Raw genomic sequence first — 15,290 nt, 5'->3', positions numbered from 1 at the left:
GATGTCCTTCTCGTATTTTCGAGGCCGATCTTCCTGGAAATGGTGTGAGCCCGTTGTTGCGCAAGGCAGTCGGGAACACGAACGGTGAGAAGTTCGAGCGAGTACGTTTCATGGTTCTGGATCTGCGGGTGGTCGAGGGCGCCGTCAACTTGCATCTGCCGAGTCCTGATGACCGGGACTCATGGCGCGCTGGTTATCTGCGCCGGCTCGCCGGCACCGACACCCTCGTGGTCACCCTGGCGGCCCTGGGCGCGCAACTGTTCGGTATCACCGCCACCCCACCCCTCACCTGGGAACTCGAACCGCGCACCACCGCGCTCACGATCGGGATCGCGTTCGGCTGGTCGGTACTGCTGGGCTGGAACGGATCCCGTTCCCCGCACACCGCCGGCGTCGGCAGCGCGGAATATCGCCACCTCCTCTCGGCCACCCTGCAACTGTTCGGCGTGATCGCGATCGCCTCGCTGATCCTACGCATCGATATCGCACAGAACTACCTGGTGATCGCGCTGCCACTCGGTCTGCTCGGACTGGTCGTCACCCGTGCGCTCTGGCGCGGGCACGCAGCCCGGCACCGGGCACTCGGCCGGTACCGCCGCTCGGTTCTCGTCGTCGGCGGCCTCGACGCCGCCCGCGCCATCGCGACCGCGTTCTCCGAGCAGGATGCCCACGGCTATCACGTGGTCGGGGTATGCACCCCCACCGACGCCGCGCCGACCGGATCCGCCACCCTCCGCGCCGGCCGGAGGGACATCCCGATCGTCGGCGACGACCGCTCCGTTCGCAGCGCGGTCCGTCGCACCGGCGCCGATACCGTCGTAGTGATGGCCACAGACCGGCTCGGTCCCCATGACATCCGCCGGCTCGCCTGGGAACTCGACGCCTTCGGAACCGACCTCATCGTGGCCCCCGGCGTCATGGATATCTCCGGCACCCGGGTGGCCGGCCAAGTGCTGGCCGGTATGCCGATGCTGCACATCGAACGTCCCCAATACGATCGTGCGCTCTCGTTCGGCAAGGCCTGCTTCGACGTCTGCTTCTCCATGCTGGTCCTTTTGGCGATCGCCCCTGTACTGTTCGCCATCGCCATCGCCGTGAAATCCACCAGCGTCGGGCCGGTCTTCTACCTGTCCGAGCGAATCGGTATGGACGGCAAACCGTTCCGAATGATCAAGTTCCGCAGTATGTACGTGCAGGCCGATAAGGAAGTCACCTCGCTGATCAGCGCGAACGGCGGCAACCCACTGTTCTTCAAACTCAAGAACGACCCGCGTGTGACCCCGGTGGGCCGGTTTCTGCGCAAGTACAGTCTCGACGAGCTGCCACAGTTCTTCAATGTGCTCCTCCGCGATATGAGCGTCGTCGGTCCGCGCCCGCAGGTGCGGCGCGAGGTCCACTCCTACGACGAGGTCATGCGCCGCCGTCTGCTGGTGCGCCCCGGTATCACCGGACTCTGGCAGGTGAGCGGGCGCTCGGACCTCTCAGCCGAGGAGTCGGTGGCGCTGGACATCTCCTATGTCGAGAACTGGTCCATGCTGCTGGACCTACGGATAATCGCCCGGACGGTACGGACCGTCGCCAAGGGCGACGGGGCGTACTGACGCCACGGGCCGGAACGCCCCGCAGCTACTCGGCGTCCTCGCGGAACTCAGTGCAGCCCGGCGGCATCCATACCGCGTAGTTCCTTCTTCAGATCCGCGATCTCGTCGCGGAGCCGTCCCGCGAGCTCGAATTGCAGTTCCCGTGCGGCATTCATCATCTGGTCGGTGAGCTGCTGCACCAGATCCGCCAATTCGGCGCGGGGCATGGACGATACATCCCGGCCCTCGACGATGCCGGCGCTCACCGCGCGTCCGGGTTCGCCCTGGGCCCGCCTGCCGCGGCTGACGTTGCGGCCCGATCCGCCGACGGCCACCTCGTCGTCGGCTTCCTGATAGACCTGGTCGAGGATATCGGCGATCCGTTTGCGCAGCGGCTGCGGATCGATCCCCATCTCCTCGTTGTAGGCGATCTGCTTGGCACGTCGGCGTTCGGTCTCGTCGATGGCGAAACGCATGGAATCGGTGACCTTGTCGGCGTACATGTGCACCTCGCCCGACACATTGCGGGCGGCGCGGCCGATGGTCTGGATCAGGCTGGTACTGCTGCGCAGGAACCCTTCCTTGTCGGCGTCCAGGATCGCCACCAGCGATACCTCGGGCAGGTCCAGGCCCTCCCGCAACAGGTTGATGCCGACGAGTACGTCGTATTCACCCAACCGCAGCTGGCGCAGCAGCTCCACCCGGCGCAAAGTGTCGATCTCGGAGTGCAGATAGCGCACCCGCACCCCCAGGCCGAGCAGATAGTCGGTGAGGTCCTCGGCCATCTTCTTGGTCAGGGTGGTCACCAGGACCCGCTCGTCGCGTTCGGTGCGCAGCCGGATCTCGTGTAGCAGATCGTCGATCTGCCCCTTGGTGGGTTTGACGACCACCTTCGGATCGACCAGCCCGGTCGGCCGGATGACCTGCTCCACCACCTCGCCGCCGGTGCGGCCCAGCTCGTACGGGCCGGGAGTGGCCGACAGATACACCACCTGCCCGATCCGTTCGGCGAACTCCTCCCAGGTCAACGGGCGGTTGTCCACCGCCGACGGCAGCCGGAAACCGTATTCGACCAGATTGCGCTTGCGCGACATATCCCCTTCGTACATACCGCCGATCTGCGGCACGGTGACATGCGATTCGTCGATCACCAGCAGGAAATCGTCGGGGAAATAGTCCAGCAGAGTCGCGGGCGCCGACCCGGCGGGGCGGCCGTCGATATGCCGCGAATAGTTCTCGATACCCGAGCAGAAGCCGACCTGGCGGATCATCTCCAGGTCGTACTGGGTGCGCATCCGTAGCCGCTGCGCCTCCAGCAGTTTGCCCTGCCGTTCCAGCTCTGCCAGCCGCTCGTCGAGTTCGGCCTCGATATCGCGGATCGCCCGCTCCATCCGCTCCGGGCCGGCCACATAGTGGGTGGCGGGGAAGATCCGCAGCGTATCGACCTTGCGCACCACGTCCCCGGTGAGCGGATGCAGATAGTAGAGCGCCTCGATCTCGTCGCCGAAGAACTCGATCCGCACCGCCAGCTCCTCGTAGGAGGGGATGATCTCGACGGTATCGCCGCGCACCCGGAAGGAGCCCCGGGTGAAGGCCATATCGTTGCGGGTGTACTGGACGTCGACCAGCAGCCGCAGCAGCGCGTCACGGTCGACCTCGGCGCCCACCTCGAGCCGGATGGAGCGATCCAGATACGACTGCGGGGTGCCCAGACCGTAGATACACGACACCGACGCGACCACCACCACATCCCGCCGGGACAGCAGGCCGGAGGTGGCCGAATGGCGCAGCCGCTCCACGTCGTCGTTGATCGAGCTGTCCTTCTCGATGTAGGTGTCGGTCTGCGCGATATACGCCTCGGGCTGGTAGTAGTCGTAGTAGGAGACGAAGTACTCCACCGCGTTGTGCGGCAGCATCTCCCGCAGCTCGTTGGCCAGCTGAGCGGCGAGGGTCTTGTTCGGCGCCATCACCAGGGCGGGCCGCTGCACCCGTTCGATGAGCCAGGCGGTGGTCGCCGATTTACCGGTGCCGGTCGCGCCGAGCAACACCACATCCGGTTCGCCCGCCTTCAGCCGTCGTTCCAGCTCGTCGATGGCGGCCGGCTGGTCGCCGGCGGGTTCGTACGGGCTGACCACCTCGAACCTGCCGTCGGCGCGTTCGATCTCGCCGACCGGCCGGAACTCCGAACGGGCCAGGGGGGTCTCGCCGTCCGCCTCGCCGCCGGTCGTACCCGAGGCGCGGAGTTCGGTTGCGAATGCCATACCCACCAGCCTAGGCCCGGCCACCGACACATTGCCGCCCGTACCGTAGCCGACGGTAGATTCGGCAAATATGTCGCAGGCACCTTCCGTGGACGTCCACCATCCCAAGGTCGAGTACTTCAATGTGTCGGAGCTGACCAATATCGACCCCAAGGGTTTCGTCCGCAAGGTCGAGCGATACCACGTCGAACCGTGGGGTCTGTACATGGCGCGCACCGCCGACCATCCGGAATTCCACTATCTGGAGTCCTGGCTGCTGCCCGAGTTGTCGCTGCGCGCCACTGTATTCCACTTCCGTCCCGCCCACCGCCGCGACCAGGACTACTACCTCGATATCGGTGACTTCGGTCCGATCGAGCCGCACCGGTGGCGCTCGGAGGACCATTACCTCGACCTGGTGGTCCGCACCGGTCGCGGCACCGAGCTACTGGACGTCGACGAACTGCTCGCCGCCCATACCGCGGGCCTCATCGATGCCGGCACCGCCGAACGCGCCATTGTCACCGCCACCACCGCCATCGACGGTATCGCAGCCCACGGCTACGACTTCCAACGTTGGACCGAGTCCCTGGGCATGCCGCTCACGTGGCTTCGATATGAGCCATGACACGCGGATACACCGCGTCGAACCAGGGCTCCTTCACCGCCAGATACGCCGCTGTCGCCGCATCTCCGGTGAGGCCCGCTGCCTTGGCCTCGCCCTCTCGCTTCACCTCGGTGTATTCGTCACAGGCGGCCCGGTCGGCACGGAGCCAGTCACGGAAGGCCGGCGCGAATATCTGTCCGGGGCTCCCGGCCGCTCGCAGATGCACGTAGGCCGGTCGGCCCGGGTCCGCGCTGCCGTGCACGCGCTTCTCCCAGTGTCGGGTACCCGCGGCGGACGAATCGCGGGCTGCCGTTCTCGGTGTGTCATGGGTGTGTCCGGGTATGAGCGGGAAGCCCGCGGCCGCCAGGGTAGCGCGCAGGCCGTCCGCGACGGCCATATCGGCAACGGAGACCTGGATATCGATCACATCCTTGGCCGGTAGGCCCGGCACTGCCGTGGAGCCGATGTGGTCGACGCCGCGCGCAGCGGCACCGCAAGCCGCCCGCAGCCGGGCGATCAACCGCTGTGCCTGCGCCGCCCACTCCGGATCGTGTTCGACCACCTTCAACTCCGGACGGACCACGGTTCCGCTGCGTACATTGGCCTCGAACGGCACCAGGCGCTCGTCCCACAGCCGGTGCACCGCGTTTTCCACCTGTCCGGCCGGGCCGTTGTTGTCCAGCAGCACGTCCGCGACCGCCCGGCGCTGCTCGTCGGTGGCCTGGGCGGCAATACGGGACCGAGCATCGGCCTCGGACACGTTCCGGAATTCGACCAGCCGCCGGATCCGGGTCCGAACCGCGGCGTCGACAACGAGGACGAGATTCATGAACGGCGCCAGCCCGTTCTCCACGAGCAGCGGGATATCCTGCACCACGATCGCGTCGGGGGCTGCGGCGGCGAGCAGTTCGGCGGTGCGCTTGCCCACCAGAGGATGGGTTATCCCGTTGAGTCGGGCGCGGGACTCGTCGTCGGCGAACGCCTTGACGGCGAGCGCCGGACGGTCGAGGCTGCCGTCCGCGGCCAGGATATCCGCGCCGAAGGCGTCGACCAGCGCGGCGAGTCCCTCGGTGCCGGGGGCGACCACTTCCCGGGCTATGACATCGGAGTCGATGAGCACCGCACCGCGGTCGACGAGCGTCCGCGCGACCGTGGACTTACCCGCACCCATACCTCCAGTGAGGCCGATTCGTAACATGCGCTCAGTGTCGCATTCGCTGCCGCTTCGATACCGGGGGGTTTGCCAATAACTTTTCCGATACGACGCGGCGATTCTTCGGCATGGATACGGGGCCGAAGACCACAGTTCGGTTAATCTTCGGCCGCGTCCAGGACACACCCCGTGAAGCAGAAGGAAGACCCGGCGAGACGGAGGACAGGCCATGCGCACGAGGAAGAGCACGACGGGTCGACACCGACTGGGTATGCCGGACGGAGTGTATTGTCTCGAGTTCCCCGCCGCCGCGGCCGCGCTGGCCAGATATCGACGCTCGTGGTTCGCGGCGCTGACCGTCCCCGCCCGCCACGGCTTCGTCACCCGCCTCAGGCGTCCGGTTCCGGCGCGCGCCCGGTGGGCACCGGCAACCGCCGGCTGATCGCAGCGCCCGTCGTGGCCCGGTCCTTTCCCCGGGGACCGGGCCACGATCGCGCGTATCCCCCCGCAAACGGCAGAAGGCCTCGATCTTTGCGGGGTCTTCTGCCATACAGAGCAGGAGAGTACCGGTAGCGGATCAGGCGAGGCCGGTTACCGACCGGGTTCCGGCGGAGTCCACGGCAGTTGGTATCCCGGTGGGTCGGGGGCCTCGGGTGCGGGCCCCGCACTCCCGGTCCGGTGTTCAGCGGCGGAACCTACGTTCCAGAAAGCGCCGGGCCTGGTTGCGGTGGACAGCGGACCAGGCTTGCACCCGGACCGCCCACCAGGGGGCGATATCGCGGGGTTTGGCGGTGACGGCGTGGGAGATGAGGTCGGAGGCTTCATCGATGGTCAGACCGGGGATGCGGCTGAAGTCGGTGGGGGCGCTCATTCTGGTATGGACCAGCGGCATGTAGACCGAGGTGGTGGTGACATCGTCGCCGGCGATTTCGGCGGCGACGCTGCGCAGCCAGACGTCGAAGGCCGCTTTCGAGGCGAAGTAGGCCGACCAGCGCGGACTCGGCGGCATGAGCACGCCCCAGGTGGAGACATTCACGATGTGCCCCTGCCTGCGTGCGCGCATATGGGGTAACAGAGTGAGCAGCAGCCGCACCGGACCGAGATAGTTGATGTCGATAGTGCGGGTGAAGTCGTGGAAGCGGTCGTAGGACTCGGCGATGGGCCGGCGAATCGACTTTCCCGCGTTGTTGATCACGACATCGATGTGCCCGTACTCGGCCAGCAGCGTCCGGCCGAGCAGGTCGACGGCATCCATGTCGGTCAGGTCGGTCGCGTACGCGTGGGCGGTGCCACCGTCGGCCGCGATGTCGGCGGCCAGCTGTTCCAATTCAGGACGGGAACGGGCCACCAGCGGCACCACCGCGCCCGCCGCGGCCAGCTTCCGCGCACTGGCCTTGCCGATACCGTGCGAGGCCCCGGTCACCAGCACCACCTTGCCGGCGACAGCCCCCCGCAATGATTCCTCGGTGGGCCGGGATGTCGGGTACAGCAGCCGGATCGCCAGCTGTTCGGCGAGCGACCGCCCACGGTTCGTGGCCGGAGTCTCGTTCACAGCTCTCGACTGTATAAGGGCGGATCCGAGAATTCACGTGTCATGGCGACCGCGACCGGTAGGCGTGACCAGCGTCATCGAGACGTGCTCGTCCAGGTTCGGCAGCGCGCCTGTTGCCCGCGCACGCACCAACAGCTCGGAGGCGCCGATGGGGCCCACGGCCAGGAACAGTATGTCGCAGGTCAGCGTCCGGGTGCGGAGCACCTCACCGGTCGGGACGAGTTTGGTCACGGCGACGGTATAGCGACCCGACGCTCCTGGTTCTCCGGCGATGGCATCCACGCGATGGCCGGGGGTAGATCCGGTCTCGACCGGCGCCCTCGACATAGCGCAGGTAGTTCTGGTTCGGATCGAACTTCGCGCCGTTGGAATCGCCGAGGCTCGAACAGCACCGGCGACCGCCGACCGCTCCATAGCAGCGCCATGCCATAGCTACTCTCTATCATGAACAGTGGGTCCGGGAGCGAGGAGGTGGCAATGTTGACTCGTACGTGGATTCGGTGGCTGCTCACTCACGGCCTGTTACGGACCTATCTTCAGTGGTCGGCGCGTCGAGGTGATCCTCTCGGGCAAATCGCCGTCGGTCAGGATCGCTTGCTCGGCTCGTCGCCGTACATCGAGGAGATCCGGCGGCGGGGCCGAATTCCCAGGATGTCGGGGGTACACGTAACCGCGGACCACGAACTGTGCCGACTCATCCTGCGAGACCGACGCTTCGGTGTGGTGACGCCCAATCATCCGGCCCTGCCGAAGCCGATCCGCTGGACGCTGACCAAGACGGATCCGGGACTTCCCAACCTCACGGAACCACCCTCGATGCTGGTGACCGACCCGCCGGATCACACCCGGTACCGACGCTCGGTCCGGCAGGCATTCGGCCCGAAGGCGATTGCCACGCTGGAGGATCGAATTGCAGAAGTGACCGAAAACCTACTCGAACACCTGGAATCGAAGCCTCGCCCGGATCTGATCAACGACTTCTCCGCACAGCTGCCCGTCACTGTCATCGCCGAGATTCTCGGATTGCCGGCCGATATGCATTCGACCTTGCTGAAATGGGGAAACACCGGCGCGCCGTTGCTCGAACGAGGCCTGGCCTGGACCACCTACCGTCACGCCATGGAAGACCTCGTCGAGGTCAAGCAATACTTCGACCACTACTTCGACGGACTCACCGCCGAACCGAACAACGATGTACTCGGCATGCTGGTGGCAGGTGGCGAGCTCAGCCGCCGCGAGCAGGTGGCCAACGCGGCCCTGCTACTGGACGCCGGATTCTTGACGACGGTGAACATGCTCGGCAACGGAATCGTCCTATTGACACGCCACCCAGACCAGCTGAAACTGCTGACCGCGCAGCCGGGGCTGTGGCCGAACGCAGTCGAGGAAATCCTGCGCTACGACGGTCCTGTGCGGATGACCGGCCGGGTCGCGAACTGCGACGTCGACATCGCTGATCAGCGCATCAAATCGGGTTCCCTGGTCCTACTGTCGTTGGCGGGCGCCAACAACGACCCCGCAGTCTTCCCCGATCCCCAACAATTCAACGTGACCAGGGACAACGCCACGGAACATCTCGCGTTCAGCAGCGGGATACACGGCTGTCTGGGAGCCAGGTTGGCCCGACTGGAGGGCACCATCGCGCTGCGAACGCTCTTCGACCGGTATCCGAATCTGCGCCTGGACGGCCCGCCGATCCCTCATCCCCTGCGGAATCTGCACGCCTACCGCTCTATGCCTGCCAAGCTATCCACCAACTAGCTACCACGTCCTCGGCCGCAGTCCAGGAGGTGAGGAGCATCCACGCGGAATCCGGCGGTAGCGCCAACCGAGCCGGCCGTTTTCTTCCTCGAGGCCGCGACCTCGGCGTCCACCCACCCGAAGAACTCGAACATGTGCACCCGGCAGCTCGACGACCGCCCACGCAAAACGCTCGGCCGGGATATCCCGGCCGAGCGTCTGCGTGATCTACCGACCACCTGAACCAAGCGGTGTTGCGATGCCCCTGGAACCTACCCTCGATAGACCGGGGCCTTCGCGTGTTGTGCCGATCGCGGCGGGCGGATACCCGCCGCGGGTTTACGCGTTACCGGACAGTTTCTCCCGTAGCGCGGCGAGCTGGGCGTCGCTGGCCAGCGATCCGCCGGCCGGCTCGGCCTGACCGGACGGGGCCTGCGCACCGCTCTCGGAGGAGTAGTTGCCCGCACCGCCGTTCGCGGCCTCGGCCGCGGCGTCGGCCGTCATCTTCTCCATCTGCGCGGTGTGCATCTTGTGCCGGCGTTCGGCCTCGGCGTAGCGGTTCTCCCACTCTTCCCGCTGCTTCTCGAAGCCCTCGAGCCATTCGTTGGTCTCGGGATCGAAGCCCTCGGGGAAGATGTAGTTGCCCTGCTCGTCGTAGCTGTCGGCCATACCGTACTTCGACGGGTCGAACTCGGGGCTGTAGTCCTCGTTGGCCTGCTTGAGGCTCAGCGAGATACGGCGCCGCTCCAGGTCGATGTCGATGACCTTGACCATCGCGTCGTCGCCCACGGCCACGACCTGGTCCGGCACCTCGACATGGCGCTCGGCCAGCTCGGAGATGTGCACCAGGCCCTCGATGCCCTCCTCGACGCGCACGAACGCGCCGAACGGAACCAGCTTGGTGACCTTGCCCGGCACGATCTGCCCGATTGCGTGGGTGCGGGCGAACTGCCGCCACGGGTCTTCCTGGGTGGCCTTCAGCGACAACGAGACGCGCTCGCGGTCCAGATCGACGTCGAGCACCTCGACCGTGACCTCGTTGCCCACCTCGACGACCTCGGACGGGTGGTCGATGTGCTTCCAGGACAGCTCGGAGACGTGCACCAGACCGTCGACACCGCCCAGGTCGACGAAGGCGCCGAAGTTGACGATGGAGGAGACCACACCCTTGCGGACCTGGCCCTTCTGCAGCTGGTGCAGGAATTCGCTGCGCACCTCGGACTGGGTCTGCTCCAGCCACGCACGCCGGGACAGCACCACATTGTTGCGGTTCTTGTCCAGCTCGATGATCTTCGCCTCGATCTCCTTGCCGACATACGGCTGCAGATCACGTACCCGACGCATCTCCACCAGCGAGGCAGGCAGGAAGCCGCGCAGACCGATATCGAGGATCAGACCGCCCTTGACGACCTCGATCACGGTGCCGCGAACGGCCTCGTCCTTCTCCTTGAGCTCCTCGATGGTGCCCCACGCGCGCTCGTACTGCGCCCGTTTCTTCGACAGGATCAGGCGGCCTTCCTTGTCCTCCTTGGTGAGGACGAGCGCCTCCACCTCATCGCCCACGGAAACGACCTCGTTGGGGTCGACATCGTGCTTGATGGAGAGCTCACGGGAGGGGATGACGCCCTCGGTCTTGTAGCCGATGTCGAGCAGAACCTCGTCACGATCGACCTTGACGATGGTTCCTTCGACGATATCGCCGTCGTTGAAGTACTTGATCGTGGCGTCGATGGCGGCGAGGAAGTCCTCGGCGGAGCCGATATCGTTGACGGCTACCTGCGGCGAGGTGATGGTGGTGGGCATGTGGCGGTTTGCTCCGGACGGATTGTGGTCGGTTGCGGACATTGGAACTTTCGGTACGCTGCGATACACCACTCTGCATATGGTGTGATCATTCGCGCGTTCAGCGTACGCGACCTTCGGCGAGGCGGGCAAACCGGTCCCTACGGCGCGCCGAGGACCTTCCCTACATCCACCGAAAACGTTCCACATAGTATCGCCCGATGCCGGAAGAACGCCATGCGCTGGCAAACGCACAGTTGGGAACCGCGGGGGTAGGCCGAGACCGGATCGGCTCCACCGACAGCCGGCGCGCGAGCCGCCGCTGGTGGGATGCCGACGTCGAGCAGTACCACGACGCCCATGCCGAATTCCTGGGCGTGGACTCCCTCGGCGGCGAATTCATCTGGTGTCCGGAGGGCCTGCACGAGGGCGATATGGGGCTGCTCGGCGAGGTGGCGGGCAAACGAGCACTCGAGATCGGCTGCGGGTCGGCGCCGTGTTCCCGCTGGTTGGCCGGGCAGGGCGCCGCGGCGGTGGGACTGGACCTCTCGATGGGGATGCTCTCCCGCGGGCTGGCCGCCATGGCACGGGGCGGACCGCGGGTACCGCTCGTCCAGGCCGACGCGGAGTCGCTGCCGTTCGCGGACGAATCGTTCGATCTGGCGTGTTCGGCATTCGGCGCGGTGCCGTTCGTCGCCGATTCCGCGCTGGTGATGCGGGAGGTCGCCCGGGTCCTGCGGCCCGGCGGGCGGTGGGTTTTCTCGGTGAACCATCCGATGCGGTGGATCTTCCCCGACGATCCGGGGCCGACGGGGCTCGTCGCCACCGTGCCGTACTTCGACCGCACCCCCTATACCGAGGTCGACGGCGACGGCAACCCTGTCTATGTGGAACATCACCGCACCATCGGCGACCGGGTACGGGAGATCGTGGGTGCCGGGTTGGTGCTGGACGACATCGTGGAACCGGAATGGCCGGAGTGGCTGGACCGTGAATGGGGCCAGTGGAGCCCACTGCGGGGACAGTACTTCCCCGGCACCGCGATCTTCGTCAGCCACAAACCGAGCTGACGGCCGCGACCGCCCGGCCGCTTTCGCGGTCCGGGCGGTCGCTCAGGAGTCCCCGCGGCCGGTGCGCGGTTTACGTCCCGCCTGTTCGAGCGCCAGCCGGAGGGCGAACTCGATCTGCGCGTTGACGCTGCGCAGGTCGTCGGCCGCCCACCGGGCGAGGGCGTCGTATACGGCCGGGTCGAGCCGTAGCAGCACCTTCTTGCGATCGGCCATCGGTGGCGGTCAGGCGTAGAGGGATCCGGCGTTGACCACGGGCTGGGTCGGCCGGTCCCCACACAGGACGACCAGCAGATTCGACACCATGGCGGCCTTTCGTTCCTCGTCCAGATCCACCATGCCCTCTTCGACCAGCCGTTCCAGCGCCAGACCCACCATGCCCACCGCGCCTTCGACGATCCGGGCGCGGGCGGCCACCACCTGCGCGGCCTGCTGGCGCACCAGCATCGCCTGCGCGATCTCCGGAGCATAGGCCAGGTGGGTGATCCGGGCCTCGATGATCTCGATTCCGGCGGTCTCGGTGCGTTCCCGCAGTTCGACGGTCAGTTCCTCGGCGACCTCCGTACCGTCGCGCAGGCTGGTCCGATCGGCCTCGTGCGCGTCGTAGGGGTGGGTGGTGGCCAGATGACGCACCGCGGCCTCGGACTGGGTGGCCACATATTCCTCGTAGTCATCGACGGCGAAGGCCGCCTTGAAGCTGTCGACTACCCGGTACACCACCACTGCGGCGATCTCGACCGGATTGCCGTCGGCATCGTTGACCTTGAGTTTCTGCGTCTCGAAGTTGCGCACCCGCAGCGAGATACTGCGCCGATCGGTCAGCGGCAGCACCGAGAAGAAGCCGGGCTCGCCGACCGAGCCGATATACCGGCCGAAGAACTGCACCACCTTGGCCTCGTTCGGATTCACCACGGTCAACCCGGTGATTGCGAACAGCAGCAGCACCAACAGCACACAGGCCGCGATGGCCCCGGCCAGCGCTCCCGCGTTGTGGTCGCGCCCGGCGGCGATGAATCCCAATACCGCGGCCACGGTCAGCGCGACGAACGGCACCAACCACACCAGTAGCACCACGAACCCGTTGGCCCGCGCAGCGTTCCGAAACTCCATGACATCCTCCACTATCAAAGTGATATCACCACAATATCATTACGCTAGCGAACGCGATAGTCCTCGCCGAACCGCCCCGATCCGCCACAGCACATAAGCTCACGACATGGTGCAGTCGGTCGAACTCGTGCTGGACGAGACGGCGGAGGGAGCGATCCGGCAGCAGTGGAACCTGCTCACCGAGGCCGGGCTGCCCAGCCTCGGAAGCGGTAATTCCACCAATCGCGGCCCGGAGGCCCAACGGCACCGACCGCACATCACGGTGGGCGTTGCCCGGCAGATCCGGCCGCGGATCGAGAACGAACTCGAAGTCCTGCAGTTCCGGCCGTTCCCGGTACGGTTGGGCGGGGTGCTGATCTTCGGTGCCCGGCGGCCCATCCTGGTGCGGCTGGTGGTTCCGTCCGAACCACTGCTGGGCTGGCACCGACGGGTGTACCAGATCCTGGAGCCGTGCCCCGGGATACCGGCGAATCTACGACCGGATCACTGGACACCCCATATCACCCTGGCCCGGCGCATCCTGCCGCATCGACTCGGCGAGGCGGTACAGGCGGTGGCCTCCGATCGGGATTCCACGGCTACGGTGGTGGGTATCCGGAGATGGGACGGTGATCAGCGGCGAGCATGGCCGGTCACCCAGGTCGGGTGAGCATCGGCGTCACAGGAGGTAGCCGGGCGTAACCACGCCGGGCGCAGTTCGGCGGCCCGTTCGACACGATGGGTGATCGTCACCTCGACCGGCCGATCGCTCGAACAGGACCCGACCACCCGCGGCGTCCGACACCGCTGTGGAACATCGCGGCCGGCGTCGGCGTTGCACCGCATACCGAGATGAGAGGACGCCATGGCCACCCAGACGCTGACACAGCAGAACTTCGATGAGATCGTCACCGGAAACGACGTGGTACTCGTCGATTTCTGGGCCTCCTGGTGCGGCCCGTGCCGCAGCTTCGCGCCGACCTTCGAGGCGTCGTCGGAGAAGCACCCCGATGTGGTGCACGGCAAGGTCGATACCGAGGCCGAGCAGGGATTGGCGGCGGCCGCCAATATCCAGTCCATCCCGACCATCATGGCCTTCCGCGAAGGCGTGCTGGTCTTCGCGCAGCCGGGCGCACTGCCGCCCGCCGCACTGGAGGATCTGGTGACCCAGGTGAAGGCACTGGATATGGACGAGGTTCGCCGGCAGATCGCCGACCAGCAGACGAAGAACGGCCAGTCCGCCGAATAGGCCGAACAAACGCCCCGGAAGCAGACAGTACGATGGCGGGCCGTTCACCCTTCGAGGTGAACGGCCCGCCATCGTCGTTCACTGTCACACCGTCGTCGTTCGGGGTTCGCGGTTCGAACCCCCGGCGCTGTTCTCGGCCGCGCCGCCGGCCGCCCGGCTCGGCCGAGATCTGTCGTCCGCGCCGCCATTACCACCGAAACACATTGCCGCGCATATAGTTACGACGGAAGCGAATCAAGCGCCGAGTCGGTTGATACTTGCGATCATGGCGCGCATCGAGGATTCCGCACCGTCGGAGGCCAGGGCGACGCCCCAACCACGGCGCCCGTCGAATTCGCACTGCATATAGGTCGCAGTGCCTTCGCCGGTCCGGCGCTGGTGGAACTGCAGGATCTCGACCGGATAGCCGGCCTCGTACAGGGCCGAGGTCATGGCGGCCACCGGGCTACCGGCCGCGACAACGGTGGTCGCGCGTCCGGCGAATTCGAGGGTGGCGGTGAACGCACCGTTACGGTCACCGGTCGACGACCAGGCACCGAGTCGAATGGAGCCGGCGCATTCACCGTATTTGTCGTGGAATTGGGCAGGGGTCAGGTCCGCGCTCTCGGCCCGCAGGCTCCTCGGCGCGAACGCGTTGAATTCATTACTGTCCAGAGTCAGCATGGTCATGGCACGTGGGTCTTCCCGAAGAATAGTTTTCGGTAGGCAGATGGGACCAGCAAACAAGCGACAGCCCGCAGCGAGGGGCCGGTCCGGATAGACCCCGCTACGGGCGAGTTACTACGAGCAGTAGCCGACCCGACACCCTGGTGGTGAGCGGAAGTACAACGCTGCCGAGGTCAACCTTCAGCGCGGCACGGGGGTCGGCGGGAATCTGCACGTGATCGAGGATAAAGACTTCGCATCCCGATAGCAACCATATTCACCCCCTGTTTCCCCGCCCGGCAAGCACCGTTTCCCCTGATCACAGCCGCCCACCCATCCCCACTCAACATCCCGTGCCACACCCGCCCCATCTCCACCCCCACCCCACACCCCCAATAAATCACCTACCGATAACAGACCACACCCCCACCTCACGCACCCCGTCGAGGGTCGCGCCGTCGCGACCCCGTTCGCGGCCCGTCTCGTGTTTCCGCACCCCGAAGCGCAGTGCCGAAGGCACAAGTCTCGGGGTGCGGAAACACGAGACACCAGAGGGCCGCGAACACGCCTGCGCGAACGCGCGGGC

At 66.3% G+C, this 15,290-nt stretch carries 14 protein-coding genes; 6 read left to right on the top strand and 8 right to left on the bottom strand.

All coding sequences use genetic code 11. From position 1 onward, the window contains the following. The first annotated feature begins 44 nt into the window (after nt 1–44). Nucleotides 45–1,601, top strand: a complete 1,557-nt coding sequence (locus ON20_RS09330) for a sugar transferase (protein ID WP_245547129.1) — start codon at nt 45–47, stop codon at nt 1,599–1,601. A 47-nt stretch (nt 1,602–1,648) separates the two neighbouring features. Here the strand turns inward: ON20_RS09330 and uvrB are convergent, their stop codons facing one another. Then, on the bottom strand, nt 1,649–3,841 hold the full coding sequence (uvrB, locus tag ON20_RS09325) for an excinuclease ABC subunit UvrB (protein ID WP_245547128.1): 2,193 nt from the start codon (nt 3,839–3,841) through the stop codon (nt 1,649–1,651). 70 nt (nt 3,842–3,911) lie between these two features. Here uvrB and ON20_RS09320 point away from each other — a divergent pair, with 70 nt between their 5' ends. Continuing rightward, nucleotides 3,912–4,448, top strand: coding sequence for a ribonuclease FAU-1 family protein (locus ON20_RS09320; RefSeq protein ID WP_040834621.1), 537 nt, complete (start codon nt 3,912–3,914; stop codon nt 4,446–4,448). Here the strand turns inward: ON20_RS09320 and coaE are convergent. The 3 genes from coaE to ON20_RS40235 all read right to left on the bottom strand — a co-directional run bounded on the left by coaE (nt 4,423) and on the right by ON20_RS40235 (nt 7,363). Beyond that, a complete protein-coding gene (coaE, locus tag ON20_RS09315; RefSeq protein WP_040834619.1) occupies nt 4,423–5,625 on the bottom strand; it encodes a dephospho-CoA kinase in 1,203 nt (400 codons plus the stop codon). The genes ON20_RS09320 and coaE overlap by 26 nt on opposite strands. A gap of 637 nt (nt 5,626–6,262) precedes the next feature. After that, nucleotides 6,263–7,132, bottom strand: a complete 870-nt coding sequence (locus ON20_RS09305) for an SDR family NAD(P)-dependent oxidoreductase (protein WP_245547127.1) — start codon at nt 7,130–7,132, stop codon at nt 6,263–6,265. 33 nt (nt 7,133–7,165) lie between these two features. Next, nucleotides 7,166–7,363, bottom strand: coding sequence for a hypothetical protein (locus ON20_RS40235; RefSeq protein WP_306306833.1), 198 nt, complete (start codon nt 7,361–7,363; stop codon nt 7,166–7,168). Nucleotides 7,364–7,609: 246 nt separating this feature from the next. Here ON20_RS40235 and ON20_RS09295 point away from each other — a divergent pair, with 246 nt between their 5' ends. Next, entirely contained in the window at nt 7,610–8,893 is a 1,284-nt protein-coding gene (locus ON20_RS09295; RefSeq protein WP_040834614.1) for a cytochrome P450, read from the top strand. A gap of 318 nt (nt 8,894–9,211) precedes the next feature. On the opposite strand, the gene rpsA is transcribed toward ON20_RS09295, so the two are convergent. Continuing rightward, a complete protein-coding gene (gene rpsA, locus ON20_RS09290; RefSeq protein ID WP_040834613.1) occupies nt 9,212–10,675 on the bottom strand; it encodes a 30S ribosomal protein S1 in 1,464 nt (487 codons plus the stop codon). 200 nt (nt 10,676–10,875) lie between these two features. Here rpsA and ON20_RS09285 point away from each other — a divergent pair, with 200 nt between their 5' ends. Further along, a complete protein-coding gene (locus ON20_RS09285) occupies nt 10,876–11,724 on the top strand; it encodes a class I SAM-dependent methyltransferase (protein WP_040834612.1) in 849 nt (282 codons plus the stop codon). A 42-nt stretch (nt 11,725–11,766) separates the two neighbouring features. Here ON20_RS09285 and ON20_RS37320 read toward each other — a convergent pair whose 3' ends face one another. Continuing rightward, nucleotides 11,767–11,937 carry a type II toxin-antitoxin system antitoxin gene (locus tag ON20_RS37320; RefSeq protein WP_169332325.1) on the bottom strand — a complete coding sequence of 57 codons (171 nt, stop codon included), beginning with the start codon at nt 11,935–11,937 and terminating at the stop codon, nt 11,767–11,769. Nucleotides 11,938–11,946: 9 nt separating this feature from the next. Further along, complete coding sequence (locus ON20_RS09280; protein ID WP_040834611.1) at nt 11,947–12,831, bottom strand: SPFH domain-containing protein; 885 nt, start codon at nt 12,829–12,831, stop codon at nt 11,947–11,949. 106 nt (nt 12,832–12,937) lie between these two features. On the opposite strand from ON20_RS09280, the gene ON20_RS09275 reads away from it, so the two are divergent. Together ON20_RS09275 and trxA are read left to right on the top strand one after the other, a co-directional pair. Beyond that, nucleotides 12,938–13,480 (top strand): 2'-5' RNA ligase family protein, encoded by a 543-nt coding sequence (locus tag ON20_RS09275; RefSeq protein ID WP_040834609.1) that lies wholly within the window; start codon nt 12,938–12,940, stop codon nt 13,478–13,480. Nucleotides 13,481–13,675: 195 nt separating this feature from the next. Then, nucleotides 13,676–14,059: a thioredoxin gene (gene trxA / locus ON20_RS09265; protein ID WP_040834606.1), complete on the top strand. Its 384-nt coding sequence runs from the start codon at nt 13,676–13,678 to the stop codon at nt 14,057–14,059. Between the two features lie 234 nt (nt 14,060–14,293). On the opposite strand, the gene ON20_RS09260 is transcribed toward trxA, so the two are convergent. After that, the gene (locus ON20_RS09260; protein ID WP_040834605.1) at nt 14,294–14,728 is read right to left on the bottom strand and encodes an alpha-isopropylmalate synthase regulatory domain-containing protein; all 435 of its coding nucleotides are present in this window, start codon (nt 14,726–14,728) and stop codon (nt 14,294–14,296) included. Between the last annotated feature and the right edge of the window lie 562 nt (nt 14,729–15,290).

The sequence above is a fragment of the Nocardia brevicatena NBRC 12119 genome, assembly GCF_000308495.1.
Classification (GTDB): Bacteria; Actinomycetota; Actinomycetes; order Mycobacteriales; family Mycobacteriaceae; genus Nocardia; species Nocardia brevicatena.
Note: the sequence above shows the minus strand (reverse complement) of the source record. Positions and strands in the feature narration are given on the sequence as shown.

Excerpts from the sequence above, each read along its gene's own strand:
- uvrB (WP_245547128.1), bottom strand. The coding sequence starts at position 3,841 with ATGGCATTCGCAACCGAACTCCGCGCCTCGGGTACGACCGGCGGCGAG.
- ON20_RS09320 (WP_040834621.1), top strand. The coding sequence starts at position 3,912 with ATGTCGCAGGCACCTTCCGTGGACGTCCACCATCCCAAGGTCGAGTAC.
- coaE (WP_040834619.1), bottom strand. The coding sequence starts at position 5,625 with ATGTTACGAATCGGCCTCACTGGAGGTATGGGTGCGGGTAAGTCCACG.
- ON20_RS09295 (WP_040834614.1), top strand. The coding sequence starts at position 7,610 with ATGTTGACTCGTACGTGGATTCGGTGGCTGCTCACTCACGGCCTGTTA.
- rpsA (WP_040834613.1), bottom strand. The coding sequence starts at position 10,675 with ATGCCCACCACCATCACCTCGCCGCAGGTAGCCGTCAACGATATCGGC.
- ON20_RS09285 (WP_040834612.1), top strand. The coding sequence starts at position 10,876 with ATGCCGGAAGAACGCCATGCGCTGGCAAACGCACAGTTGGGAACCGCG.
- ON20_RS37320 (WP_169332325.1), bottom strand. The coding sequence starts at position 11,937 with ATGGCCGATCGCAAGAAGGTGCTGCTACGGCTCGACCCGGCCGTATAC.
- ON20_RS09280 (WP_040834611.1), bottom strand. The coding sequence starts at position 12,831 with ATGGAGTTTCGGAACGCTGCGCGGGCCAACGGGTTCGTGGTGCTACTG.
- ON20_RS09275 (WP_040834609.1), top strand. The coding sequence starts at position 12,938 with ATGGTGCAGTCGGTCGAACTCGTGCTGGACGAGACGGCGGAGGGAGCG.
- trxA (WP_040834606.1), top strand. The coding sequence starts at position 13,676 with ATGGCCACCCAGACGCTGACACAGCAGAACTTCGATGAGATCGTCACC.
- ON20_RS09260 (WP_040834605.1), bottom strand. The coding sequence starts at position 14,728 with ATGACCATGCTGACTCTGGACAGTAATGAATTCAACGCGTTCGCGCCG.